Here is a 22,256-nt window from a genome sequence, read left to right on the forward strand (position 1 = left end):
TTTAACTGCATTTGGGCAAGAAGTCCCGCACAATACGTTGCCAGAATGCATCATTAGAGCGGTTTATCTATGAAACCGGGCGGCTGTCGCACACCCGCCCCGTGGGGTAAAATGCAACGTTTTACCGCGCCCGGCGCGACGCCCGAACGAAATTCCGAAAAATGACCACCCTGCCCTCAGAAATCAATCCTGACGCCGTCAAGAACAGCCCGGCCGAAAAAGTCACGCCAATGATGCAGCAGTACCTGCGCATCAAGGCCGATTACCCGAACATGCTGGTGTTCTACCGCATGGGCGATTTTTACGAGCTGTTCTTCGACGATGCCGAGAAGGCGTCGCGCGTGCTGGGCATTACGCTGACGGCGCGCGGCACCCAGAACGGCGTGCCGATCAAGATGGCGGGCGTGCCTTTCCATTCGCTGGATGGCTACCTGGCCAAGCTGGTCAAGGTCGGCGAGTCCTGTGCGATCGCGGAGCAGATCGGCGACCCGGCACTGGCCAAGGGCCCGGTCGAGCGCAAGGTGGTGCGCGTGGTCACGCCGGGCACCCTGACCGATTCGGACCTGCTGCCGGAAAAGTCGGAGCGCCCACTGCTGGCCATGACCATGATCAGCAACCGCAAGGTGGTCACTTGCGGCCTGGCCTGGCTGTCGCTGGCCTCCGGTGCGCTGCGCCTGATGGAATTCTCCGGCGACCAGCGCAGCGTCAACACGCGCCTGGGACAGGAGCTGGAGCGCATCGCGCCGGCTGAAATCCTGCGCGGCGACGACGCCGACATGTTCGACGACATCGCGATCTGCCACGTCAACAACGTGCCGGCCTGGCACTTCGACGTGGTGCACGGCCACAAGGCCCTGCTCGACCAGCTGGCTGTCGCCACCCTGACCGGCTTTGGCGCCGAAGGCCTGGGCGCGGCATTCGGTGCAGCCGGCGCCCTGCTGCGCTATGCGCAATCGACCCAGGGCCGCGGCCTGCAGCACGTCAAGAGCCTTTCCTGCGAAACGGAAAACGAATACATCGGCCTGGACGCCGCAACGCGCCGCAACCTGGAGCTGACGGAAACCATTCGCGGCCAGGAATCGCCTACCCTGTTCTCGCTGCTGGACCACTGCCGCACCGCCATGGGTTCGCGCCTGCTGCGCCACTGGCTGCACCATGCGAAGCGCGACCAGGCCGTGGCGCGCGCGCGCCACGACGCCATCGCAGCCCTGATGCAGCACGACACCACAGGCTCGCTGGCCTACCACCTGGCGCAGGTGCCGGATATCGAACGCATCACCACCCGCGTGGCCCTGCTGTCGGCACGCCCGCGCGACCTGTCGGCCCTGCGCGACGGCCTGCAGCAACTGCCGAAACTGCAGCACGCCATGCTGCGCGCCCTGGGCCACGACAATGCGCAAGGCCTGCTGGCCAAGCTGCACTTCGGCTTGAATGAACCGAAGGAATGCGTGGACCTGCTGGTGCGCGCCATCATGCCGGAACCGGCCACCATGGTGCGCGACGGCGGCGTGATCGCGCGCGGCTACGATGCGGAGCTGGACGAACTGCGCGGCCTGTCCGAAAACGCCGGCCAGTTCCTGGTCGACCTGGAAACCCGCGAACGCGAACGCACCGGCATCGCCAACCTGCGCGTCGAATACAACCGCGTGCACGGCTTCTACATCGAAGTCACCAACGGCCAGGCAGACAAGGTGCCGGAAGACTACCGCCGCCGCCAGACCCTGAAGAACTGCGAGCGTTACATCACGCCGGAACTGAAGGCCTTTGAAGACAAAGCCCTGTCGGCACAGGACCGCGCCCTGGCGCGCGAGAAGATGCTGTACGACGAGCTGCTGGCCGCCCTGGCCCCGTTCATCGGCCCGCTGCAGTCCATCGCCCAGGCCCTGGCCCAGGTCGACACCTTGTGTGCACTGGCCGAACACGCGCTGCGCAACAACTGGTGCGCACCGAACCTGGTGGCCGAGCCGTGCATCCATATCGTGGAAGGCCGCCACCCGGTGGTGGAAAACCAGATCGAGCGCTTCATAGCCAACGACTGCAAATTCATGGCCGACCGCCGCCTGCTGCTGATCACCGGCCCGAACATGGGCGGTAAATCGACCTTCATGCGCCAGGTCGCCCTGATTACCCTTCTGGCCTACGTGGGCAGCTATGTGCCGGCCGCCAGCGCCACCATCGGCCCGATCGACCGCGTGTTCACCCGTATCGGCGCGACCGACGACCTGGCCGGCGGCCGTTCCACCTTCATGGTGGAGATGACGGAAGCAGCGACCATCCTGAACGGCGCCACCGAGCATTCGCTGGTGCTGATGGACGAAATCGGCCGCGGCACCTCGACCTTCGACGGCCTGGCGCTGGCGTGGGCGATTGCGCGCCACCTGATCGAAAGCAGCCGCAGCTTCACCCTGTTCGCGACCCACTACTTCGAACTGACCCAGTTGCCGGAAGCGCATCCGACCGCCGCCAACGTCCACCTGTCTGCCGTGGAGCACAAGGATTCCATCGTCTTCCTGCACGCGGTGCAGAACGGCCCGGCCTCGCAAAGCTACGGCTTGCAGGTGGCGCAGCTGGCCGGCGTGCCGCAGCCGGTGATCAAGGCCGCCCGCAAGCACCTGGCGCGCCTGGAAGCGCAAGCGCTGGACGCCACGCCGCAACTCGACCTGTTCGCCGCGCCGGTGGCCGATGCTAACGACGACGCGGCGCCCGCGGCTGCTCCTGCGGCCGATCCACGTGCCGAGGAACTGCTGGCAGCGCTGGACGACATCGATCCGGACGCCATGACTCCGCGCGAAGCGCTGGACCGCCTGTACCAGCTCAAGCGCCTGGCGCAGGCATGAAACGGCGGCTCGTCCTAAGTTCGCTGGCCGGTGGGGCCGCGCTGGCCGCCGCCATGCTTGCCATGCCTGCGGCGATGGCACGCAACGACAAGGCCGCGCCACGCAAAGGCGAATTCTCGTTCGCCCTGCTCGGCCACAACTTCCCCAAGGGCGAAGGCGACGCCGAGTTCCGCCGCATGCTGGCGGAAGCAAGCCGCAACGAGCCCGCATTCCTGATTGCCACTGGCCTCAAGTCCGCCAGTGAGCCCTGTTCCGACAGCCTGTACCAGGAGCGCCGCGACCTGATGAGCAGCGCCGAGCGCCCCTTGGTGTTGCTGCCGGCAGGCAGCGACTGGACCGAGTGCCGCAATTCGAATGGCAAGTCGAACGCCATCGAACGCCTCAACCGCATTCGCGAACTGTTCTTCCGCGAGCCCGAAGCACTCGGCAAGGGCAAGCTGCCGCTGAACCGCCAGTCCAGCATCGCCAAGTTCCGCGACTACGCCGAAAACACGTATTGGGAGTACGAGAACGTCCTGTTCGTCACCCTCAACGTGCCGGCCAGGAACAACCACTACCTGGTCGAAGCGGGCCGCAACAGCGAATATGAAGACCGCATGGTGGCCAACCGCGGCTGGCTGCACCGCGCCTTCCTGCACGCCAAGCGCAAGAATATCGCCGGCATCGTGCTGGTGATGGATGGCGACATCGGCGCCCATGTGGAACAAGGTTTTTTTGAACGGCTGGCGCAAAAGCGCGACGGCTTTACCGAAATCCGCCGCATCGTGCGCTCGCAGGCCGACAAATATCCGGGGCAGTTGCTGCTGGTGGATAACCGCAAGCAGGACAAGGCCGCCCCGGCAATCGAATGGAACAAGAACGTCGGCCATCTCGCGTTGGGTGCCGAATGGGTCACGCTGCGCGTGATACCGGGCAGTGCGGCGCTGTTCGTCCTGGGCAGCGAGTGACGTAAAAAAGCCCCGCTGTGCGGGGCTTGGGACCTTAGTGGATCGGGTGGCTGCGGAAGTGATCGCCTTCCTCGCCATCGTCGCCTTCATCGTCGCCGTCGTGGTGGTGATGGCCATGCGGGCCATGCACGTGCTCGTGGGCGATTTCTTCTTCGGTGGCGGCGCGCACGTCGATCACTTTCAGCTCGAAGCGCAGGGCCATGCCGGCCAGCGGATGGTTGCCGTCCAGGACCACTTTATCTTCGGCGATTTCAGTCACGGTGAAAATCATTGCGTCATCGTCTTCGCCGCCTTCAGGCAGGCCTTCGAACTGCATGCCGATTTCCAGCGGCTCCGGCAGGCGCGCACGCTCTTCCACTTTCAGCAGGTTCGGATCGTAATCGCCAAAGGCGTCTTCCGGTTCAATCTGGATCGTGGTGGCGTAGCCGTTTTCCTTGCCGTCCAGTTCTTCTTCGATTTTCGGCAGGGTGTTCTCGTAGCCACCGTGCAGGTAGACCATAGGCTGGCGACCGTCTTCGATCAGATTGTTCTGTGCGTCGGACAGTTTGTACTCCACCGTCACAACGGTATTCTTGGCGATCTTCATTGAGCTTCCTTTCATATCTAAGCTGGAAGGATTATACCGCTTGCTATAATCGGCCCCATGAAAAAACTGACACTCCTGGGCGACATCACGCCCGAACAATTCCTGCGCGATTACTGGCACAAGAAGCCGCTGCTGATCCGCCAGGCCATTCCCGGCTTCAAACCCCTGCTGCCTTTCGACAAGCTGGCTGAACTGGCCACCAAGGACTACGTGGAAAGCCGCCTGGTCACCAAGAAAGACGGTAGCTGGGACATGCAGCACGGCCCCCTGAAAGAACTGCCTTCGCGCAAAGAACGCGCATGGACCATGCTGGTACAGGGCGTCAACCTGCAGGACGACCAGGCGGATGCGCTGCTGCGCCAGTTCCGCTTCCTGCCCGATGCGCGCCTGGACGACCTGATGGTGAGCTTCGCCACCGATGGCGGCGGCGTCGGCCCCCACTTCGATTCCTACGACGTGTTCCTGCTGCAGGCCGAAGGCCAGCGCCGCTGGAAGATCAGCGCGCAGAAGGACCTGACCCTGGTCGAAGGCCTGCCGCTGAAGATCCTGAAGAAATTCAAGGCCACCGAGGAATTCGTTCTGGAACCGGGCGACATGCTCTACCTGCCGCCGCACTACGCCCACGATGGCGAAGCAATCGGCGACTGCCAGACCTATTCGATCGGGTTCCGCTCCCCGTCCTACCAGGAACTGGGCGAAGCCTTCCTGCAATTCATGGCCGACTCCATCGACCTGCCGGGCCGTTATGCGGACCCGGACCTGGAGCCGACCAGCAAACCTGCTGAAATCCCGAAAGCCATGCTGGGCAAACTGGCCGACGAATTGAACAAGGTCAGCTTCACCGAAGACGATTTCGCCATTTTCCTCGGCGAGTACCTGTCCGAACCAAAGCATAACGTCTTCTTCCAGCCCCTTGAAAAGCCGCTAACTGCCGGCAAATTCCAGCAATCAGCTGAGAAAAAAGGCGTTTCCCTCTCGCGCAAGACGCAAATGCTTTATCGCGGCAAGAATGTCTTCATCAACGGCGAGTCCTTTGCCATGAACAAGTCCGACAAGGCGACGCTGGAAACCCTGGCCAATACCCGCGGCCTGGACGGCGCAGCAGTGGCCGCAGCTTCCGAAGACGTGCTGGAAGCGCTCTTCGCCTGGTACACCGACGGCTGGCTGGAACTGAACAAATAATCGGAGATAGCATGGAGAAGCAGCTTTTTGACAATCGTACCCAATTCCAGTCCCTGCTACTGGACTGCATCTCCCGAGGCCGCCTGACGCTGCAGATGTTCGACCCGGACTATGCCTGGTGGCAGCTGGGCCATTCGAAGACTGACGCCCTGCTGCGCCACTTCCTGCAGCACAAAGGCCGCATCCAGCTGGTCGCCCACAGCAATGGCCATCTGGAGCGCAATGAACCGCGCTTCCTGAAGCTGCTGGAAGATTACAGCCACCAGATTGAATGCCGCCTGACCAGCCGCAGCATCAGCACCCTGACCGATTCCTTCTGCGTGGCGGACGGCGTGCACATCGTGCGCCGCTTCCATTGCGACCACTTCCGTGGCGAAGCGGATTTTGATGCTCCATCGTCAACCCAAACCAGTTTGGAGCGTTATGAAGCTATCTGGGCCGAAACCCAGCCGGGCCTGAGACCAGGAACGACTGGATTGTAAGCCGGAAAAATGTAAAATGCTGCGGTTCGAGGTATGACGGTAATCGCTGCAGTTGCCAGCAGATCGGCGCGGGAAAAAAATATTGCGCTTTCGCAAAATAGTTGTGTAAACCGCCCGATTTGCTATTGCGACGCAGCAGAAAACGCTATAATATCCGGTGTGTTTCCGTGTCTGGTCGACCTTTTTCTGAAGGTTGGAAGGGCCGACGAAACGCCGTACGAGCGATAATTACCGGTAATTATTCATCGCAACATTGTTTAATTTTTGTTGTTATTTAAGGAAAACAAATGAAAAAATCCCTGCTGATCGCCTCCCTGCTGGCTGTTGCCCTGGCTGCTTGCTCCAAGAAAGAAGAAGCTCCTGCTGCTCCAGTAGCAACCCCAGAAGCAGCTGCTCCAGCAGCCGCTCCTGCAGCTCCAGCAGCTGACGCAGCTGCTCCTGCTGCTGCTCCAGCCGCTGACGCTGCTGCTGCTGCCGCTTCCGCTGCTACCGACGCTGCTGCTGCTGCTTCCGCAGCTGCTTCGGCTGCTTCGGCTGCTGCTTCCGCTGCTTCCGCTGCTGCTAAGTAATTCCTGCGCAGGGAAAAAAACCAGCCTTCGGGCTGGTTTTTTTTCGCCTATAGTTTTATGAAAGTCGGGGTCAGGTCTGGCAATCGGACATTAATGTCCGATTGCCAGACCTGACCCCGACTTTTAATAAAAAAGCCGGCTTGCGCCGGCTTTTGATTTATTGGCTTCCACCCTTATTTCAGCTGCTCTTGCAGCAGGGTCAGGATTTTCTGCCCGACCGGCGAAGCTTCTGGCTTGTTCTGGTTATTCCACACCGAAACCTGGGTGGTGTTGACCGAATCCGAACGCACCGAGATGCGATAGCGCTGCGCTTCCTTCTCTTTATCCGATGCGCCGAAGCTGAACAGCTTGCTGAACCAGCCGCGGGTATCGGTGGCATCGTTCACGAAGCGCACGAAGTACACACCCTGCACGCGGTCGCGGTCTTCCACGGTGAAGCCGGCACGGTCCAGCGCCAGGCCCACGCGGCGCCAGGTACGCTCGAAGCCTTCGTCGGTCTTGATGAAGGCATCGGCGCCCTCGCCCACCAGCACGGCGTGCTGCGCCTGGACTGCCGCATTGTCGACCGAAGTACGCGCGGTCGCCTCGTCGGTCGTGCCACCCAGCTTGGTCATCAGCTTGGCCAGGAAGATCGCTTCCAGGTTCGGGTCGCTATTGCGGTTGGTCCACATGGTCGACTCGTTCTGCGCGCCGGTCACGACTTCCTTGGTGCCACGATGGCTGATGTAGATCTCGGTTCCGCCGGCTGGATTGCGCTCCAGGCGGGTGCGGTACTTGTCGCGCTCGCCGCTCGAGTACAGGCCGTCGAAGACCTTGCCGATCGTGCTGCGGATGAAGTCCTGCGGGATCTTGGCGCGGTTTTCATTCCATTCGGTTTCCATCACGCCGGCAGTGGCATCATCCACCGCCAAGGTGAAGCCCGACTCTTCCCAGAACGTTTTCAGCTGCGGCCACAGGGCTTCGGGGGTCTGCTGCACCACCAGCCAGCGCTGGTTGCCGGAACGCTCGACGCGCACGGCGCTGTTGCCGGTGCTCGCCACTTCGTTGCTGCTTGCCGCTGCGCCTGGGGTGGTTCCGCGCGCAGCCTGGTAGCCGGAAGCAGTCGCCACGCCGCGGTCATTGCTTGGCAGCGAATAGCGGTTGTCCTTCGACAGCTGGGTCAGGTCCGGCGGCACGTCCAGCGTGCTGGCCTTCTTGGCCGATTTGTAATCTACCTTGGTTTCGCCGACAACGGACTGCACCATGCCGCAACCGGTCAGGCTCAGCATCAGGGCGCCAACGACGAGCCCGCGCTGCGGGGTCTGGGAAACGATCTTGCGAATAGTCATGTGAAAAAGAAGATTAGTTCAGCACACCGGATTCACGCAGGGCAGCGCGGACGGTCTCGTGATACTGCTCTGCCAGCGACACCAGCGGCAGGCGGATACCCTTCGGCATCTTGCCCATTTCCGCCAGCGCCCACTTGACCGGCACCGGGTTCGGTTCGATGAACAGGTGCTGATGCAGCGGGAGCAGTTGGTTGTTGATGGCAGTTGCCTTGGCGGCATCGCCAGCCATCGCGGCTTCGCACAGCTCGTGCATCTGGCGCGGCGCCACATTGGCCGTCACCGAGATATTACCCTTGCCGCCGGCCATCATCAGGGCGATGGCGGTCGGATCGTCGCCGGAATACACAGCGAAATCGGCCGGCGCGCGGCGCAGCAGGTCGTAGCCGCGGGCGATATTGCCGGTCGCGTCCTTGACGCCGATGATGTTCTTGATCTTGGCCAGGCGCAGGATGGTGTCATTGCTCATGTCGGCAACGGTGCGGCCCGGTACGTTGTACAGGATCACCGGCAGGTCCACCGCTTCAGCGATGGCCTTGAAGTGCTGGTACATGCCTTCCTGGGTTGGGCGGTTGTAGTAAGGAACCACTTGCAGCGAGGCGTCGGCGCCGGCGTTCTTGGCGAAACGGGTCAGCTCGATGGCTTCCGCGGTGGAATTGCCGCCGGAACCGGCGATCACCGGGATACGGCCGCCAACGCGCTCCACGGCAGCCTTGATCAGCTCGCAATGCTCGGCCACGCTGACAGTGGCGGATTCGCCGGTGGTGCCGACGATGACAATGGCGTCCGTGCCTTCGGCGATATGCCAGTCGATCAGCGCGTTCAGGCCTGGATAGTCGAGGCTGCCGTCCGCGTGCATCGGGGTTACGATTGCTACAATGCTACCCTTAATCATAGGAAACCAATTGCAATAAGAATTAAAACGACGATTGTAGAGCATACCCTGCACCCGTGGTGCATTTTGGTCGCTCAAAATGACGGCAACAGCGCCGCCTCCCTTGGAAACTCCCCTTTCACGGCACAAATCCTCTGCACCATGGCCGGTTTCGGAGTATTAACGACGCCATCTTCGAATGCGATGACACGCAAACCATGCATTCTAGCCAATTCCAACAATTCTCCCGGCTGTAACAAAAAGGCCGGGTTTGATGGTTTGCCGAAGGCCGCATTGCCATCGGCGAAAGTCTCGTAAATCAGCATGCCGTTCGGCGCCAGGCTGCCCAGCATATCGGCCAAAAGCGGACGGTGCAGGTAGTTGGTAACGACGATGCCGGCAAAGCGCGCCGGCCCGAAGGGCCAGCAGGCGCCCTCTTCTTCCAGGTCGATCTGGCTGGTGACGATGCCGGCGCCGGCCGCGGCAGCCAGCGCCGCCCCGTCGCGATCCACCGCCACCACGGCGTGGCCAAGCGCAGCCAGGTGGCGCGAGTGGCGCCCGTTGCCGCAAGCCAGGTCCAATACCTCGCCATTGGGCACCAGCGGCGCAAATCGTTCCACCCAAGCTGAAGGTGGGGTTAAAACATCAGCCATAACTCAATCCCATTGCTTCGCGCACATCGCGCATCGTTTCCTGCGCCAACTTGCGCGCTGCTTCATTGCCGTCCGCCACGATGGCGCGCACCAGGGACGGGTCGTCCAGGTAAGGCTGCGCACGCTCGTGCATCGGCTCCTGCTCCTTGACGATGGCATCGATGACCGGCTGCTTGCATTCGATACAGCCGATACCGGCCGATTTGCAACCCTTCTGCACCCATTCCTGGGTCGGGCCGTCCGAATACACCACGTGGAATTGCCACACCGGGCAACGCTCCGGCTCGCCCGCATCGGTGCGGCGCACGCGCGCAGGGTCGGTTGGCATGGTGCGGATCTTCTTCGTCACCGATTCCTTGTCCTCACGCAGAGCGATCGCGTTACCGTAGCTCTTGGACATCTTGCGGCCGTCCAGGCCCGGCAGGCGGCTGGCCTCAGTCAGCTTCGCTTGCGGCTCAACCAGGATCAGCTTGCGCGCGCCTTCGAGATAGCCGAACAGGCGCTCGCGGTCGATCATCGACAGGTTTTGCGCATCATCCAGCATGGCTTTCGCCTGTTCCAGTGCGGCGTCGTCACCCTCTTGCTGATAGGCGGTGCGCAATTCGTTGTACAGCTTGGCACGCTTGCTGCCCAGCTTCTTGACCGCGTCCTGCGCCTTTTCCTCGAAGCCCTTCTCTTTGCCGTACAGGTGGTTAAAGCGGCGCGCGATCTCGCGCATCATTTCGACGTGCGGCACCTGGTCGTCGCCAACCGGCACTTCGCTGGCGCGGTAGATCAGCACGTCGGCAGCCTGCAGCAGCGGGTAACCGAGGAAGCCATAGGTTTGCAAGTCCTTGTTGGCCAGGTTGTCGATCTGGTCCTTGTAAGTTGGCACGCGCTCCAGCCAGCCGAGCGGCGTGGCCATCGACAGCAGCAGGTGCAGCTCGGCGTGCTCCGGGATTTTCGACTGGATGAACAGCGTGGCCTGGGTGGGGTCGATACCGGCGGCGAGCCAGTCCACCAGCATGTCCCAGGTGGATTTTTCGATGATGGACGGGTCGTCGTAATGCGTGGTCAGCGCGTGCCAGTCGGCCACGAAGAACAGGCAAGGCTGCTCGGACTGCATCCTGATCCAGTTCTTCAGCGCGCCATGGTAGTGGCCAAGGTGCATGCTGCCCGTCGGGCGCATGCCGGAAACGACGCGGTCGGGGTACATGGTGTCAGCTCAGGAATGGTCGGAACGGCAGTTCGATCAAGGTCATCACAATTCCCACCAGTGCTCCTACCATAGCGCGGAATGGGCCGGTGTTCAGCAGGAGGATAATGCCGATGAAAATGATCGGTCCCAAGCGCTCGATGCTGGCGAATTTATACGCCAGGTCGCGTGGAAGCAGCGAAGTCACGATTCGGCCGCCATCAAGCGGTGGTATCGGGATCAGGTTAAAGGCGCACATAACTGAGTTCGCAATAACACCAGCCTTGCACACTTCAATCGGAAAACGCTCGGTTACGCCCAAATTGATCATCAACACGAGCAACAGCATCCAACCGAGACCCATTGCAAAATTAGCTGCAGGCCCTGCAGCGGCTACAAAGCCCATTTGCTTCTTCGGATTGCGCAGGCGATTGAAGTCGACCGGGACCGGCTTGGCGTATCCGAATGCCATATTCAGCGGCGACAGCAAAAGAAGAACCGGCAAAATGATAGTGCCGAACAAGTCAATATGACGCATCGGATTTGGTGTCAGACGGCCCAGCTTTTCGGCAGTGTTATCGCCAAAGTAGCGGGCCACATAACCGTGCGCAGCTTCGTGTAGAGAAATCGCAAATAGGACAGGGATCGCGTAGACCGCAATGTTGCGGATAACCTGGTCAAAATCGTTCATAACTGGGATTCTATCAGAGGGCTTCGACCGCTCCGCCAGCCACCTGCACTGGGGGCGAATTGAGGAATGAAGGGTTCAAAGTCCGAGGGCGGCGCAGTCGCCGCAGCCGCGCCGGATCAGTTCTGGCTCATCGCCAGTCAGGTCCACCACGGTGGTCGGCTCGAAGCTGCAGGCGCCACCGTCAATCACCAGTTCGACCTGCTTGCCAAGCCGCTCCAGCACCATATCCGGGTCGGTGAGCGGTTCGTCGTCATCCGGCAGGATCAGTGTGGTGCCCAGCAGCGGTTGCCCCAATTCTTCCATCAGCATTTCGGTGATGGTGTTTTTCGGCACCCGCAAGCCGATGGTCTTGCGCGAGGGGTGCGACAGGCGGCGCGGCACTTCGCGCGTCGCTTCCAGGATGAAGGTGTACGGGCCGGGCGTCACTGCCTTCATCAGGCGGAATTGTTTGTTGTCGACCCGGGCGTAGGTGCTGATCTCGCTCAGGTCGCGGCATAACAGGGTCAGGTGGTGCTTCTCGTCGATGCCGCGGATGCGGCGCAGCTTTTCCACCGCCGCCTTATCGTCCAGGTGACACACCAGCGCATAGCAGGAATCGGTCGGCAGGGCGACAATGCCCCCGCCGTGGATGATTTGCGCCGCTTGCTTGATCAGGCGCAGTTGCGGATTGTCTGGGTGTACCTGGAAGAATTGGGTCATGTTTTAGCGCAGCTGTTGCAGGGCTGCGATGCGTTCTTCAATCGGAGGATGGCTGGAGAACAGCGCCGCCCAGCCACTCGGCGAGGTGATGCCCGATGCCGCCATCCCTTGCGGCAGTTCGCCCGGATGTACGCCGCCCAGGCGCGCCAATGCATGCTGCATCGGCACCGTGGAACCCAGCAAACGCGCTGAACCGGCATCAGCACGGAATTCACGCTGGCGCGAGAACCAGGCAACAATCATCGAGGCGACCAGGCCAAACAGCAGCTCGCACACGAAGACGGTGACCATATAGCCAATCCCCGGGCCGCGGCGCTCTTCATCCTTGTTCAGCATGCCGTCCACCACCGAGCCGACGATACGTGCGAGGAACACCACGAAGGTATTCACCACGCCCTGGATCAGGGTGAGCGTCACCATGTCGCCATTCGCGATGTGCGCCACCTCGTGGCCCAGCACAGCCTCGACTTCTTCCTTGTTCATCGACTGCAGCAAGCCGGTGGAAACCGCCACCAGCGCGTCATTCTTGAAAGCGCCCGTGGCAAAGGCATTGGCGTCGCCTTCATACACGGCCACTTCCGGGCGGCCGATCCCAGCCTTGTCCGCCAGGGCATGTACGGTAGTGACCAGCCACTGCTCAGTGGAATCCTGCGGCTGCTCGATGACACGCGCGCCGGTCGACCATTTGGCCATGGGCTTGGACATCAGCAGCGAAATGATCGAGCCGGTGAAGCCAACCACCACGGAAAACGCGAGCAAGCCGCCCATGCTGGTGCCGGAGCCAGGGCGTCCGATGCCCAGCAGCGACAAGACAATCGACAGTACTACGACAACCGCAAGGTTGGTGGCAATAAAAAGGATGATGCGTTTCATAGAGTGGGCCTCCGGACAACTTTACCGAACGTTAATCTATGGTCAGCAGTAGGGATTTACAAGCCCCCGAGTTCAGAACCAGTCGTGCCACACCGGCGTCACATTGCCAGGCAGCGGCGGCAGCAAGCGAAAATCTACCCGTGCCTCGCCTGGCGCATGGAAATCGGTCCCGCGCGAAGCCAAAAAGCCATAGCTATTGGCCAGGTTGGCATATTTCGGATATTGGTCCGGCGTATGCGAGCCGGTGACGACCTCGATCGCCGTCCCGCCAAGCTGCTTGAACTCATCGAACAGGATACCTTCCTGCATCGGCGTAAATTTATAGCGCCCCGGATGCGCAATCACCGCGATCCCGCCCGCGCCCAGGATCCAGCCCACTGCATCCTGCAGCGTTGCCCAGCGATGTTCAACATACCCCGGCTTGCCCGGCGACAGGTACTTGCGGAACACTTCCGACACCGACGAACAAACGCCCTGCTCCACCAGGAAGCGGGCGAAGTGCGTGCGCGACATCAAGGCCGGGTTATCGACGTAAGTCAGCGCGCCTTCATAGGCGCCAGGAATGCCCGCCAGCTCAAGCTGACGCCCGATCTCGCGGCCGCGATTGTCGCGTCCCGAGCGGGTCTCTTCCAGCCCCTTCACCAGCGCGGGGTTGTTTTCATCGATTTGCAGGCCGACGATATGCACCGTCTCACTGGCCCAGGTAATGGAAATTTCCACTCCCGTCACGAAGCGCATCCCGTAAAGCTGCGCGGCTGCGCGAGCAGCAGCGACACCGCCCACTTCATCATGGTCTGTCAGGGCCCAGACATTCACGCCCGCCTTATGGGCATGCTCGGCCACTGCCGCAGGGGGCAGCACACCGTCGGACACGTTCGAATGGCAATGGAGGTCTACGTTCAGCATACTGGTTGCAATGTTGCGAAGGTTTCATTGTACGCTGAAAGCTCAGGCCAGGAATTCCTCCAGCATTTCCGCCAGCATTTCCGGCTGGTCGTGATGCAGCATATGGCCGGCATCGGGCATCATTTTCGGCGTCACCCGCGCCAGGTGGCCCAGACGGCGGTCGATTTCGGCGCGCGCCTCGTCCATGGGGCCCATCCACAGCCACATATTGGTGTCTTCCGCCTCCACCCACAGTACCGGCGCCGTGATTTTCTTCCAGCAGGCCAGCACTTCTTCAACGCGGTACAGCGAAGGGCCGGGGCGCTTGTGCACCGGGTCGCCCAGGATTTCCCAGCGGCCGTCGGCATTCTGGGCCGACCAGTGGCTGGCCAGGAAAGCGGCACGTTCGTCCGACAGGCGCGGGTTGGTTTTTTGCAGGCGAGCCGCCACGGCCGCCTGCGAGTCGTAGGTGCGCATTTCAGGCTCCACCAGCAGTTCATCGAGCCATTTGCGCATGCGCGACGGCGCCTGCTCCGGCACGGTCGCTTTCAGGCCGAAGCCTTCCAGGTTGACCAGGCGGCGGATGCGTTCCGGGCGCACACCCGCGTACAAACTGACAACATTGCCGCCCATGCTGTGGCCCAGCAGGTTGACTTCCCCCTCCGGCTGGTAATGACGCAGGATGGCATCCAGGTCAGCCACATAGTCGGGGAACCAGTAGGTATCCGTGCCATTGCGTTCGGTCAGGCCAAAACCGCGCCAGTCCGGCGCGATCACATGCCAGTCGCCCTTCAGGCAGTCGACCACGAACTGGAAGCTGGCGCCCACATCCATCCAGCCATGCACCATGAAGACCTTGGGCGCACCTTCTCGCCCCCAGTGCAGCACGTGGGTACGCTTGCCGCGCACGTCGATAAAGTCGGAACGGGATGGAATCATGGTGCCTGCCTCGAAATGGGTGAAACAGAATAATAGCACGACCGTTCTAAAATCTGCTTGGCGTACAATAGCGCCACTTCCCTCCTACCGGACCATCCATGACAATTTACCAGCTTGGCGAACATGCGCCAGAGATTGATGCTTCCGCTTTCGTGGCGGAGAATGCGACCTTGATCGGCAAGGTGACCTTGCACGCGAACAGCTCCGTCTGGTTCGGCGCAACCATCCGCGGCGATAACGAGCGCATCACAATCGGTGAAAACAGTAATGTGCAGGAAGGTACGGTGATGCACACCGACATGGGCTACCCGCTCACGGTGGGCAAGGATGTGACCATCGGCCACCAGGCCATGCTGCATGGCTGCACCATCGGCGACGGATCGCTGATCGGCATCCAGGCGGTAATACTGAACGGCGCAAGGATCGGCAAGGGTTGCCTGGTCGGCGCCGGCGCCCTGGTCACCGAGGGCAAGGAATTTCCCGACAACTCGCTGATCGTGGGCGCTCCCGCCAAGGTGGTGCGCCAGCTGACAGAGGAAGACGTGGCGCGCCTGATCGGCAGCGCCGACAGCTATGTCAAACGTGGCCAGCTGTTCAAGTCGCAACTGAAAAAGATTGGATAAAAACAATGACGAACACCCCCGATACCCTGCAGAAGTTTGTTTTTGAAGACGCCGCCGTGCGCGGTGAGCTGGTCGATATCTCCGCCACCTGGCGCGAAATCGTCGCCCGCCACCACTACCCGGTCGCGGTCAAGCGCCTGCTGGGGCAAATGGTGTCGGCGGCCGCCCTGCTGTCGGCCAACCTCAAGTTCAACGGCTCGCTGATCATGCAACTGCACGGCGATGGCCCGGTACGCCTGCTGGTGGTGGAATGCGATTCCGACCTGCGCATGCGCGCCACCGCCAAGATGAATGCCGAATTCGCGATTGCGGAAGATGCCGGCCTGCAGGCGCTGGTTAATGCCCAGGGCCACGGCCGCTTCGTGATCACACTGGACCCAGCCGAGAAAGTGCCAGGCCAGCAGCCATACCAGGGCATCGTGCCGCTGGACGGCGACGACGTGGCAACCGTGATCGAACATTACATGCTGCGTTCCGAGCAGCTCGACACCAAGCTGTGGCTGGCGGCCGACGACCAGGTTTCGCGCGGCCTGCTGCTGCAAAAGCTGCCGCTGCATGGCGGCAAAGCCGAAGCCACCGCGCACGCCGCCGAAGTATCTCAGGAAACCTGGAACCGCGTGGTGATGCTGGGCGACACGCTGAAGGAAGCGGAGATGCTGGAGCACGGCATCGATGTACTGCAGAAGCGCCTGTTCTGGGAAGAGACCCTGCGCGTGTTCGAGCCGTTGCATCCGCAATTCCACTGCTCCTGCACCCGTGAAAAGGTCGGCAATATGCTGAAGATGCTGGGCCAGCAGGAAGTGGAAGACGCCCTGTCCGAGCAAGGCAAGCTGGGTATCAACTGCGACTTCTGCGGCAAGCACTACGAGTACGACGCCGTCGACTGCGCCCAGCTCTTCGTCACCGACGCCCCCGCCGAAGCCCTGATCCACGGCTCGGAAGCCAAGCACTAAACCGGTGAAGCGGTGTCTGACCCGCAGGGTCAGACACCAGGCCCGTGGCCGCCGCGTTCCAGTGTCTGCCCCCGCGGGTCGGACACTTAGAGCGCCCGCGTCAAATCCACCCACGCTTGCGGCTGCGGCTTGGCGCGCTCGCGAACCCCGAAGAACGTCACCACCAGCTCCCCGTCCTTGTCGAAGAACTCGACCGACGTCACGCCCGCCCGCTGCACCACGTACCCGCTCTTGAGCGCAGTCTCGCGAATGTGCAGGTTGAACTCCGGATCGAGCACGTTATACCAGTCACCGCTCGCAGCTGTCTTGCTGATCTTGCCGCTGTAAATCTGTGTCGCCGCGCCATTCCCCAGGAAAGCCATGATCGGCAGCTGCTGCTTCGCTGATTCGTCCAGCAGCTTGCGTAAAGCCTGCGGGCCAATCTTCTGAGCCAAGCCTTCCGGCGCCAGTCGCAATGCCTGCTCACGGCTCATTTTGAACTCGCTGACGATGCGGTTGAACTGGTGAACATCGGTCATTTCCTTCCATGCGAGCTGGAATTCCTTCACGTCTACCGCGCTATCAGCCAATTCCGCCGCCTTCGGCGCAGCAGCAACAATCTTCAGCTCCCCCGTCTGCTGCGGATGCCTGAAGTCCGCCACAATCTTGTCGAACACCGCCACGCCGGCCTCGCTCTTTACGTAGACCTTGTGCGCCGCATTGCCCTGCGCATCAAAGAACTGCAGGCTGCGGCTGGTCGTACCATCGCGCCCCGGCTGCACCACCGCGAATGCATGCTTCCAGTTCGCGAAATGGAAGCGCATGTCGATCTCACCGCCCAGGTAGCCGCCGGCCACTGCGCGGAAGCGCTCCTTGTCGCTGAACGATTCCGGCTTGGCCTTGGTCGCGACGCCGGTGCGTTCCAGCACGCCGTTCTCATTGCGGGTCAGAGCCAGAACGGTGCCAAGGTCCAGCGCGCGGATCATGATGTCGTTCACCGCGTGGTCCGCATCCGACAGTCGCGTCACGGTCTTGCCGATGCCAGTCGCCAGCAGCTCCGCTTCGGAAGTCCCCAGCGTGCGCGCCGCGTCGCGGATCTGCAGCTTGGGCTGCTCGGCACGCAGCGTGGTCCAGCGATCGGCCAGTGACGCCGCGCTTACAGTCCCGGCAGCAATTGCGATGAGGCCGGTCAACACCAGCAGAGCGTATATCTTCTTCGTCTTCATGTTCTTCTCCTTATCAGTACATCAGTTTGAAATTGACGGCTACGTGACGGCCAGGGCGCGCCTGTCGTTCGATCTCGGCCTGCGTGGCTGCCGTGGTGCCGGCAGCCAGCGTGCGTACGGCTGCGTAGTCCCAGTACTTCTTGTCGCCCAGGTTGTAGATGCCGGCGTTTAGTTCCGCATGTTTGCCAAGCTTCCAGTAGCCGGCCAGGTCGACCACCGTTGCAGCAGGGACAGCGAAATAAGCTGCCGGCTGCGACTGCGCTGCGGCCACCTCGGTCTCCGCCTGCTTGCCACGCGTGTGGAAGGCCGTCAGCGACGCGCCGCCGCGCTTCTGCGGGTCATCCCATGCCAGACTGGCCGTGGTTTTGTAGGGCTGGATCGAGTTCATGCCGGCCTTCTTGCCGGTGCGCTGGTTCTCCAGCGAGCCGCGCGATGCGCCGGACGCCAGCGAGGCGCTGAAGCCTTGCAGCGCGGGCGTCAGCTTGCCGAGCTCCGCGACCGCAGAGAGCTCGCCACCCCAACTGCGCGCATTGCCGATATTCTCCGGCCGGAACAGGCCAAAAGTGATGGTCGGGAAATTGATCGGATCGGCCGGCTGGGCCACGTACTCGATGAAGTCCTTGTAGCGGTTGTAAAAAGTCGATGCGCTCACGGTCAGCCAGCCTGCCGCCCGGCCGCGCATGCCAAGTTCGAAGGCATTGCTGCTTTCCTTGCCCAGGTTCGGGTTGCCCAGTGTCGCGTAGCCATTGCCGGCACCGGTGTAGCTGAACGAGTCATAGGTGCCGGTGCGTTCCGCGGCGGTCGGCATGCGATAGCCACGCGTGAATTTGCCGTACACGTCGAAGTCAGGCGTCACCGCTACCGTCAGGCCGAGGCTCGGCGACAGGTAGCTGTCGCTGTCCTCCTTGATCTCCTTCGCCGCACCCGGTACTGCGATCACATAGCTCTGAAGGTTCTTCGGCTCGAGCTTGCGGTATTCCGCGCGCAAGCCCGGCGTCAGTGTGGCACGCAGGCCACCCAGGGGGAACACGTATTCGCCGCGCACGAAGGCCGACAGCTTCAAGGTGTCCATGTCCGCCATGCGGTTCTTGTTGGTGACCTGATGCGCGCCGGTCGCAAGCACCACGCGGTCCTCGCGCCAGGGGCGGCGCGATTCCTGGTCCTCCACTGTCGCACCAAACGCAAGGCTGTCGCTGCCGAACTGTCGCGTGGCGTTGGCCGCCAGCCCTTTGCTCTTATTGAGGAATGCGGTGTCAATGCTGCGCGCGTAGCGTTGAGAGCCAACGACGTAGGCCGCATTGGTGTGATCCTCCACCCGGGCATCCTGCACGTAGGCACGGCTCTCCACCAGCCACGGGCCTACTGCCAGTTCATGCTCCACGCTGATGCGATTGCGGCGCGTGCGGGACGATTGCATGGCGCCTTGCGGATAAGAGGCGCCCAGCTTGTTGTCGAACGCTCGATCATGTTCGGCGCGGAAGCCGTCAAAGGTGAAACCCAGCTTCTGGCCCGGTGCCAGGCGCCACGCCAGCTTCGCCAGCAGCGCGTCCGAATTCCAGTCGTCCGGATTGGGCGCCACACTGCCTTCGCTTTCTGTCTGTTCGCCGCTGCGGTGCACGGCCACAGCCAGTGCCTGCAAGTCGCCAAATTGCCCCGCACCGGTCAGCGCATGAAGGCGCGCATTGTTGGCGCCATGGTAGCCAGCCTTGTATTCCGCGTACGCCGGCTTGTCGGCGCTGACGTAATCCGACGGCGACTTGGTCACGAACGATACCTTGCCGCCCAGGCCCTCGCTGCCGCTATCGGCCGACGTGCTGCCTGCGCCAATCCGCACTTCGCGAAAAGTCTCTGGGTCAAAGTAATCACGTCCCACGCCGAAGCTGTTCAGCGTCGAACTGTCCGGCCGCGGCGCGGCATCAGGCAGGGCGATGCCATCGAGGTCGAGGCCAATGCGGTTGCCTTCCACGCCACGGATATTGAAGCCGGTATTGCCGGCGCCGTCCCAGATATTCGCCCCACCGCTCAAGGCAGCCGGCACGGTGACCAGCGTTTCGTAGCGGGCAATCTGCGACATGTCGGTCACGCCGCGTTTATCCAGTTCGCGCGCGTCGATGGTCTTGGTTTCTTCAGGCTTGGCGGTGACGAGGATTTCGCCGAGGCGGGTCGTCTCTTGTGCCTGGGCGTGCGCGCCCAAGGCAGCAGCGAGCAACAGCGCAAGGCGCTGTGGCCGCAATACGGATGCATTCATGATGTTCCAGTCGTGAGTCAGTCAAATGCTGGCTCAAGGCTGGCACGGGGAACCTGTATTTTAATGAGAATAATTCTCATTCGCAAGAGCCGTTCCGCCAGGGGCGGAATTTTGGAGTATCCTGAGCGCCTTCTGTTTTTGCCCAGGGAATCCAATGCTGCCTATCCGTCTTTCGACCGCAGTTCTTGCCGCCAGCCTGCTGGCCTCTCCTCTCGCTTTCACCCCGGCCCTGGCAGCACCGGCCGCCAAACAGCAAGCCGGCCAAGCCAGCCACCAACTGGCGCAACTGGCCAATGACTTCCACGTCGCCCGCGCCCACTTCGACCCGCTGCTGTTTGCAACCGCCAACGGCGACCCGCGCTACAACGACCAGATCGGCATGGCGATCTCGCCTTCCGTTCGCGCCAAGCAGTTCGCCACTTATCGCCAGATGCAAAAGCGCCTCGCGAAAATCCCACGCGCGCAACTGGCCAGCCAGGAGCAGATGACACTGGACCTGCTGGCTTACGAACTCGATGCCGCGCTGGCCCTGGCGCCGTTCCCTGAACACCTGCTGCCGCTGAACCACTTCGACAACATCCCCAGCACCCTGGCGAATTACGCCGGCGGCACCGGTTCGCAGCCGCTGGGCACCGTCAAGCAGTACCAGGACTACCTGAGCCGCGTACGCCAACTGGCACCGTGGATCGACCAGGCCATCGCCAATATGCGTGAAGGCATCAAGCAGGGCATCGTGCAGCCTAAGCCGATCACGCAAGCGATGCTGCCGCAAATGGCCGCCCTGCGCAGCGCAACCGCGGAAGCCAGCGTGTACTACTCGCCGATCAAGCGCATGCCCGCTGAGTTCAGCGCCGCCGACAAGGAACGCCTCACGCGCGACTACCGCGCCGCCGTGGAAAAGCTGAACCCAGCGCTGGAACGCCTGGTAAAATTCTTGGAATCGGAATACCTGCCTGCCAGCCGTGACAGTACCGGCTGGAGCGCCCTGCCGAACGGCGCTGCATGGTACAAGGCCCGTATCAACGACAGCACCACCCTGCCGCTCACCCCGCAAGAAGTCCACGACCTCGGCCTGAAAGAAGTCGCCCGCATCAGCGCACAAATGCAAACCCTGATGGGCAAGCTCGGTTACGACGGCCCTGCGCAAGCCTTCCCGCAATGGGTGCGCGACCAGAAACAGTTCAAGCCCTTCACCACCGAAGCGGAAGTACTGGCCGAGTACCGCAAGATCTACGACACGGTGCAAACCAAGCTGCCTGCTTATTTCACCCTGGTGCCGAAATCAAAGCTGGTTGTCGACCTGGAGCCCGAACTGACGCGCGCTACGGCCTCCGACCATTACACCCCGCCTGCGGCCGACGGCTCGCACCCTGGCGTATTCTGGGCCGTGGTCAACGACCCGAAAGACTACAGCCGCACCGGCATGGCCAGCCTGCTGCTCCACGAAGGCGTGCCGGGCCACCACTTCCACGCCGCCCTGTTGAAGGAAATGCCGCTGCCCGACTTCCGCATGTTCAGCACCGAGAACCAGAACAACGCCGCCTACACCGAAGGCTGGGCCCTGTACTCGGAAACCCTGGGCAAGGACTTCGGCCTGTACGAAGACCCGGTCTGGTACTACGGCCACCTGAACGCCGAAATGCTGCGCGCAGTGCGCCTGGTGGTCGACACTGGCATGCACTCCCTGGGCTGGAGCCGCGAAAAAGCCATCGCCTACATGGTGGAGAAACAGGGCGTCTCCGAAACCCGCGCCAAAAACCAGATCGAGCGTTATATGGTCTGGCCAGCGCAAGCCCTGAGCTACAAGATTGGTTCGCTGAAAATCCTGGAACTGCGCGACAAGGCGCAACATGAATTGGGCGCCAAATTCAGCTACCCGGCTTTCCACGCAGTCGTCTTGGGCGAAGGCACCTTGCCGTTGCCCCTGCTGGAGAAACGCGTCAACGCGTGGATCGAGCAAACCAAACGTTGAGATCAGGTATTTGGCTCTCAATTGCTGACCAATACCTGAAATCTCTAAATCCATCCAATTAAGTATTGTTTCAAGCGATGCCCAAAATCTTGGAATCACGCGGACGCCTTGTGGAAACGTGGAAGGACGGCCTTCCAATTATTTGGGCATACGGTCCAGACATGCCAGCGGAGGAGACGCGTCGCGCTATCCCCTGGCTGACCGTCGTACGTTGGGAATATAACGGATGCGAAAACAATGGCATGCCTCCGGCGGAGGAGAACAAACGAATGATGATGCTTGAGTCGGCACTTGGACGTATCGAGCGTCCGCATTTTTGTGTTGAAAGCTATCGCCGGGTCGGTGCTGGGGTGAGGGAATTTGTGTACTACATCGCAGACCGTGACAAATTCCTTGCCGAACTCAATGGCCACGTTGCCGGCGAAGCGCGTTTCCCGATAGAGATCAAATTCTACAAAGACGAAACATGGTCCGAACTACGAGATCTCATCAAAGACTTCAATACTGCCAGCGCCGCGAGCTGAGTACACTGAGAGTTG

General features: G+C 61.6%; 21 protein-coding genes. 9 read left to right on the plus strand and 12 right to left on the minus strand.

Annotated elements, in window-relative coordinates:
- The first annotated feature begins 161 nt into the window (after nucleotides 1-161).
- On the plus strand, nucleotides 162-2,837 hold the full coding sequence (mutS, locus tag ACN9MU_RS24680) for a DNA mismatch repair protein MutS (RefSeq protein ID WP_426163510.1): 2,676 nt from the start codon (nucleotides 162-164) through the stop codon (nucleotides 2,835-2,837).
- On the plus strand, nucleotides 2,834-3,784 hold the full coding sequence (locus ACN9MU_RS24685) for a hypothetical protein (protein ID WP_426163512.1): 951 nt from the start codon (nucleotides 2,834-2,836) through the stop codon (nucleotides 3,782-3,784). The genes mutS and ACN9MU_RS24685 overlap by 4 nt, the downstream gene beginning before the upstream one ends.
- Nucleotides 3,785-3,818: 34 nt before the next feature.
- Here ACN9MU_RS24685 and ACN9MU_RS24690 read toward each other — a convergent pair whose 3' ends face one another.
- Nucleotides 3,819-4,370: an FKBP-type peptidyl-prolyl cis-trans isomerase gene (locus tag ACN9MU_RS24690; RefSeq protein WP_426163514.1), complete on the minus strand. Its 552-nt coding sequence runs from the start codon at nucleotides 4,368-4,370 to the stop codon at nucleotides 3,819-3,821.
- Between the two features lie 57 nt (nucleotides 4,371-4,427).
- Here ACN9MU_RS24690 and ACN9MU_RS24695 point away from each other — a divergent pair, with 57 nt between their 5' ends.
- From ACN9MU_RS24695 to ACN9MU_RS24705, 3 genes are all read left to right on the plus strand, one after another.
- Nucleotides 4,428-5,552, plus strand: a complete 1,125-nt coding sequence (locus tag ACN9MU_RS24695) for a JmjC domain-containing protein (protein WP_426163516.1) — start codon at nucleotides 4,428-4,430, stop codon at nucleotides 5,550-5,552.
- An 11-nt stretch (nucleotides 5,553-5,563) separates the two neighbouring features.
- Nucleotides 5,564-6,034 carry a hypothetical protein gene (locus ACN9MU_RS24700; protein ID WP_426163518.1) on the plus strand — a complete coding sequence of 157 codons (471 nt, stop codon included), beginning with the start codon at nucleotides 5,564-5,566 and terminating at the stop codon, nucleotides 6,032-6,034.
- A gap of 287 nt (nucleotides 6,035-6,321) precedes the next feature.
- Complete coding sequence (locus ACN9MU_RS24705) at nucleotides 6,322-6,603, plus strand: hypothetical protein (RefSeq protein ID WP_426163520.1); 282 nt, start codon at nucleotides 6,322-6,324, stop codon at nucleotides 6,601-6,603.
- 173 nt (nucleotides 6,604-6,776) lie between these two features.
- Here the strand turns inward: ACN9MU_RS24705 and bamC are convergent, their stop codons facing one another.
- The 9 genes from bamC to ACN9MU_RS24750 form a co-directional block, all read right to left on the minus strand.
- Nucleotides 6,777-7,931, minus strand: a complete 1,155-nt coding sequence (gene bamC / locus ACN9MU_RS24710) for an outer membrane protein assembly factor BamC (RefSeq protein ID WP_426163522.1) — start codon at nucleotides 7,929-7,931, stop codon at nucleotides 6,777-6,779.
- 13 nt (nucleotides 7,932-7,944) lie between these two features.
- The gene (gene dapA, locus ACN9MU_RS24715; protein ID WP_057261202.1) at nucleotides 7,945-8,823 is read right to left on the minus strand and encodes a 4-hydroxy-tetrahydrodipicolinate synthase; all 879 of its coding nucleotides are present in this window, start codon (nucleotides 8,821-8,823) and stop codon (nucleotides 7,945-7,947) included.
- A 74-nt stretch (nucleotides 8,824-8,897) separates the two neighbouring features.
- Entirely contained in the window at nucleotides 8,898-9,455 is a 558-nt protein-coding gene (locus ACN9MU_RS24720; protein WP_426336256.1) for a class I SAM-dependent methyltransferase, read from the minus strand.
- Nucleotides 9,448-10,650: a tryptophan--tRNA ligase gene (locus ACN9MU_RS24725; RefSeq protein ID WP_426163528.1), complete on the minus strand. Its 1,203-nt coding sequence runs from the start codon at nucleotides 10,648-10,650 to the stop codon at nucleotides 9,448-9,450. The genes ACN9MU_RS24720 and ACN9MU_RS24725 overlap by 8 nt, the downstream gene beginning before the upstream one ends.
- 4 nt (nucleotides 10,651-10,654) lie before the next feature.
- The gene (locus tag ACN9MU_RS24730; protein WP_426163530.1) at nucleotides 10,655-11,320 is read right to left on the minus strand and encodes a site-2 protease family protein; all 666 of its coding nucleotides are present in this window, start codon (nucleotides 11,318-11,320) and stop codon (nucleotides 10,655-10,657) included.
- 75 nt (nucleotides 11,321-11,395) lie between these two features.
- A complete protein-coding gene (locus ACN9MU_RS24735) occupies nucleotides 11,396-12,019 on the minus strand; it encodes an L-threonylcarbamoyladenylate synthase (protein ID WP_426163532.1) in 624 nt (207 codons plus the stop codon).
- Between the two features lie 3 nt (nucleotides 12,020-12,022).
- Complete coding sequence (gene htpX, locus ACN9MU_RS24740) at nucleotides 12,023-12,892, minus strand: protease HtpX (protein ID WP_426163534.1); 870 nt, start codon at nucleotides 12,890-12,892, stop codon at nucleotides 12,023-12,025.
- 72 nt (nucleotides 12,893-12,964) lie between these two features.
- A complete protein-coding gene (locus tag ACN9MU_RS24745) occupies nucleotides 12,965-13,798 on the minus strand; it encodes a 3',5'-nucleoside bisphosphate phosphatase (protein WP_426163536.1) in 834 nt (277 codons plus the stop codon).
- A gap of 42 nt (nucleotides 13,799-13,840) precedes the next feature.
- A complete protein-coding gene (locus ACN9MU_RS24750) occupies nucleotides 13,841-14,716 on the minus strand; it encodes an alpha/beta fold hydrolase (RefSeq protein ID WP_426343590.1) in 876 nt (291 codons plus the stop codon).
- Between the two features lie 98 nt (nucleotides 14,717-14,814).
- On the opposite strand from ACN9MU_RS24750, the gene ACN9MU_RS24755 reads away from it, so the two are divergent.
- Both ACN9MU_RS24755 and hslO read left to right on the plus strand, forming a co-directional pair.
- Nucleotides 14,815-15,339, plus strand: coding sequence for a gamma carbonic anhydrase family protein (locus ACN9MU_RS24755; protein WP_426163540.1), 525 nt, complete (start codon nucleotides 14,815-14,817; stop codon nucleotides 15,337-15,339).
- 5 nt (nucleotides 15,340-15,344) lie between these two features.
- Complete coding sequence (gene hslO / locus ACN9MU_RS24760) at nucleotides 15,345-16,292, plus strand: Hsp33 family molecular chaperone HslO (RefSeq protein WP_426163542.1); 948 nt, start codon at nucleotides 15,345-15,347, stop codon at nucleotides 16,290-16,292.
- Between the two features lie 86 nt (nucleotides 16,293-16,378).
- On the opposite strand, the gene ACN9MU_RS24765 is transcribed toward hslO, so the two are convergent.
- Both ACN9MU_RS24765 and ACN9MU_RS24770 read right to left on the minus strand, forming a co-directional pair.
- Complete coding sequence (locus ACN9MU_RS24765) at nucleotides 16,379-17,497, minus strand: hemin-degrading factor (protein ID WP_426163544.1); 1,119 nt, start codon at nucleotides 17,495-17,497, stop codon at nucleotides 16,379-16,381.
- 13 nt (nucleotides 17,498-17,510) lie between these two features.
- Entirely contained in the window at nucleotides 17,511-19,745 is a 2,235-nt protein-coding gene (locus ACN9MU_RS24770; RefSeq protein ID WP_426318902.1) for a TonB-dependent receptor domain-containing protein, read from the minus strand.
- A 154-nt stretch (nucleotides 19,746-19,899) separates the two neighbouring features.
- On the opposite strand from ACN9MU_RS24770, the gene ACN9MU_RS24775 reads away from it, so the two are divergent.
- Both ACN9MU_RS24775 and ACN9MU_RS24780 read left to right on the plus strand, forming a co-directional pair.
- Nucleotides 19,900-21,717 (plus strand): DUF885 domain-containing protein, encoded by a 1,818-nt coding sequence (locus ACN9MU_RS24775; RefSeq protein WP_426318903.1) that lies wholly within the window; start codon nucleotides 19,900-19,902, stop codon nucleotides 21,715-21,717.
- Nucleotides 21,718-21,878: 161 nt separating this feature from the next.
- Nucleotides 21,879-22,241 (plus strand): DUF695 domain-containing protein, encoded by a 363-nt coding sequence (locus ACN9MU_RS24780; RefSeq protein ID WP_426172287.1) that lies wholly within the window; start codon nucleotides 21,879-21,881, stop codon nucleotides 22,239-22,241.
- The last annotated feature ends 15 nt before the right edge of the window (nucleotides 22,242-22,256 follow it).

Source organism: Pseudoduganella sp. R-32 (assembly GCF_049913245.1).
Lineage (GTDB): Bacteria > Pseudomonadota > Gammaproteobacteria > Burkholderiales > Burkholderiaceae_D > Rugamonas.

Bases quoted from the DNA above. Each gene is read 5' to 3' on its own strand.
- mutS (WP_426163510.1), top strand. From the start codon at position 162: ATGACCACCCTGCCCTCAGAAATCAATCCTGACGCCGTCAAGAACAGC.
- ACN9MU_RS24685 (WP_426163512.1), top strand. From the start codon at position 2,834: ATGAAACGGCGGCTCGTCCTAAGTTCGCTGGCCGGTGGGGCCGCGCTG.
- ACN9MU_RS24690 (WP_426163514.1), bottom strand. From the start codon at position 4,370: ATGAAGATCGCCAAGAATACCGTTGTGACGGTGGAGTACAAACTGTCC.
- ACN9MU_RS24695 (WP_426163516.1), top strand. From the start codon at position 4,428: ATGAAAAAACTGACACTCCTGGGCGACATCACGCCCGAACAATTCCTG.
- ACN9MU_RS24700 (WP_426163518.1), top strand. From the start codon at position 5,564: ATGGAGAAGCAGCTTTTTGACAATCGTACCCAATTCCAGTCCCTGCTA.
- ACN9MU_RS24705 (WP_426163520.1), top strand. From the start codon at position 6,322: ATGAAAAAATCCCTGCTGATCGCCTCCCTGCTGGCTGTTGCCCTGGCT.
- bamC (WP_426163522.1), bottom strand. From the start codon at position 7,931: ATGACTATTCGCAAGATCGTTTCCCAGACCCCGCAGCGCGGGCTCGTC.
- dapA (WP_057261202.1), bottom strand. From the start codon at position 8,823: ATGATTAAGGGTAGCATTGTAGCAATCGTAACCCCGATGCACGCGGAC.
- ACN9MU_RS24720 (WP_426336256.1), bottom strand. From the start codon at position 9,455: ATGGCTGATGTTTTAACCCCACCTTCAGCTTGGGTGGAACGATTTGCG.
- ACN9MU_RS24725 (WP_426163528.1), bottom strand. From the start codon at position 10,650: ATGTACCCCGACCGCGTCGTTTCCGGCATGCGCCCGACGGGCAGCATG.
- ACN9MU_RS24730 (WP_426163530.1), bottom strand. From the start codon at position 11,320: ATGAACGATTTTGACCAGGTTATCCGCAACATTGCGGTCTACGCGATC.
- ACN9MU_RS24735 (WP_426163532.1), bottom strand. From the start codon at position 12,019: ATGACCCAATTCTTCCAGGTACACCCAGACAATCCGCAACTGCGCCTG.
- htpX (WP_426163534.1), bottom strand. From the start codon at position 12,892: ATGAAACGCATCATCCTTTTTATTGCCACCAACCTTGCGGTTGTCGTA.
- ACN9MU_RS24745 (WP_426163536.1), bottom strand. From the start codon at position 13,798: ATGCTGAACGTAGACCTCCATTGCCATTCGAACGTGTCCGACGGTGTG.
- ACN9MU_RS24750 (WP_426343590.1), bottom strand. From the start codon at position 14,716: ATGATTCCATCCCGTTCCGACTTTATCGACGTGCGCGGCAAGCGTACC.
- ACN9MU_RS24755 (WP_426163540.1), top strand. From the start codon at position 14,815: ATGACAATTTACCAGCTTGGCGAACATGCGCCAGAGATTGATGCTTCC.
- hslO (WP_426163542.1), top strand. From the start codon at position 15,345: ATGACGAACACCCCCGATACCCTGCAGAAGTTTGTTTTTGAAGACGCC.
- ACN9MU_RS24765 (WP_426163544.1), bottom strand. From the start codon at position 17,497: ATGAAGACGAAGAAGATATACGCTCTGCTGGTGTTGACCGGCCTCATC.
- ACN9MU_RS24770 (WP_426318902.1), bottom strand. From the start codon at position 19,745: ATGAATGCATCCGTATTGCGGCCACAGCGCCTTGCGCTGTTGCTCGCT.
- ACN9MU_RS24775 (WP_426318903.1), top strand. From the start codon at position 19,900: ATGCTGCCTATCCGTCTTTCGACCGCAGTTCTTGCCGCCAGCCTGCTG.
- ACN9MU_RS24780 (WP_426172287.1), top strand. From the start codon at position 21,879: ATGCCAGCGGAGGAGACGCGTCGCGCTATCCCCTGGCTGACCGTCGTA.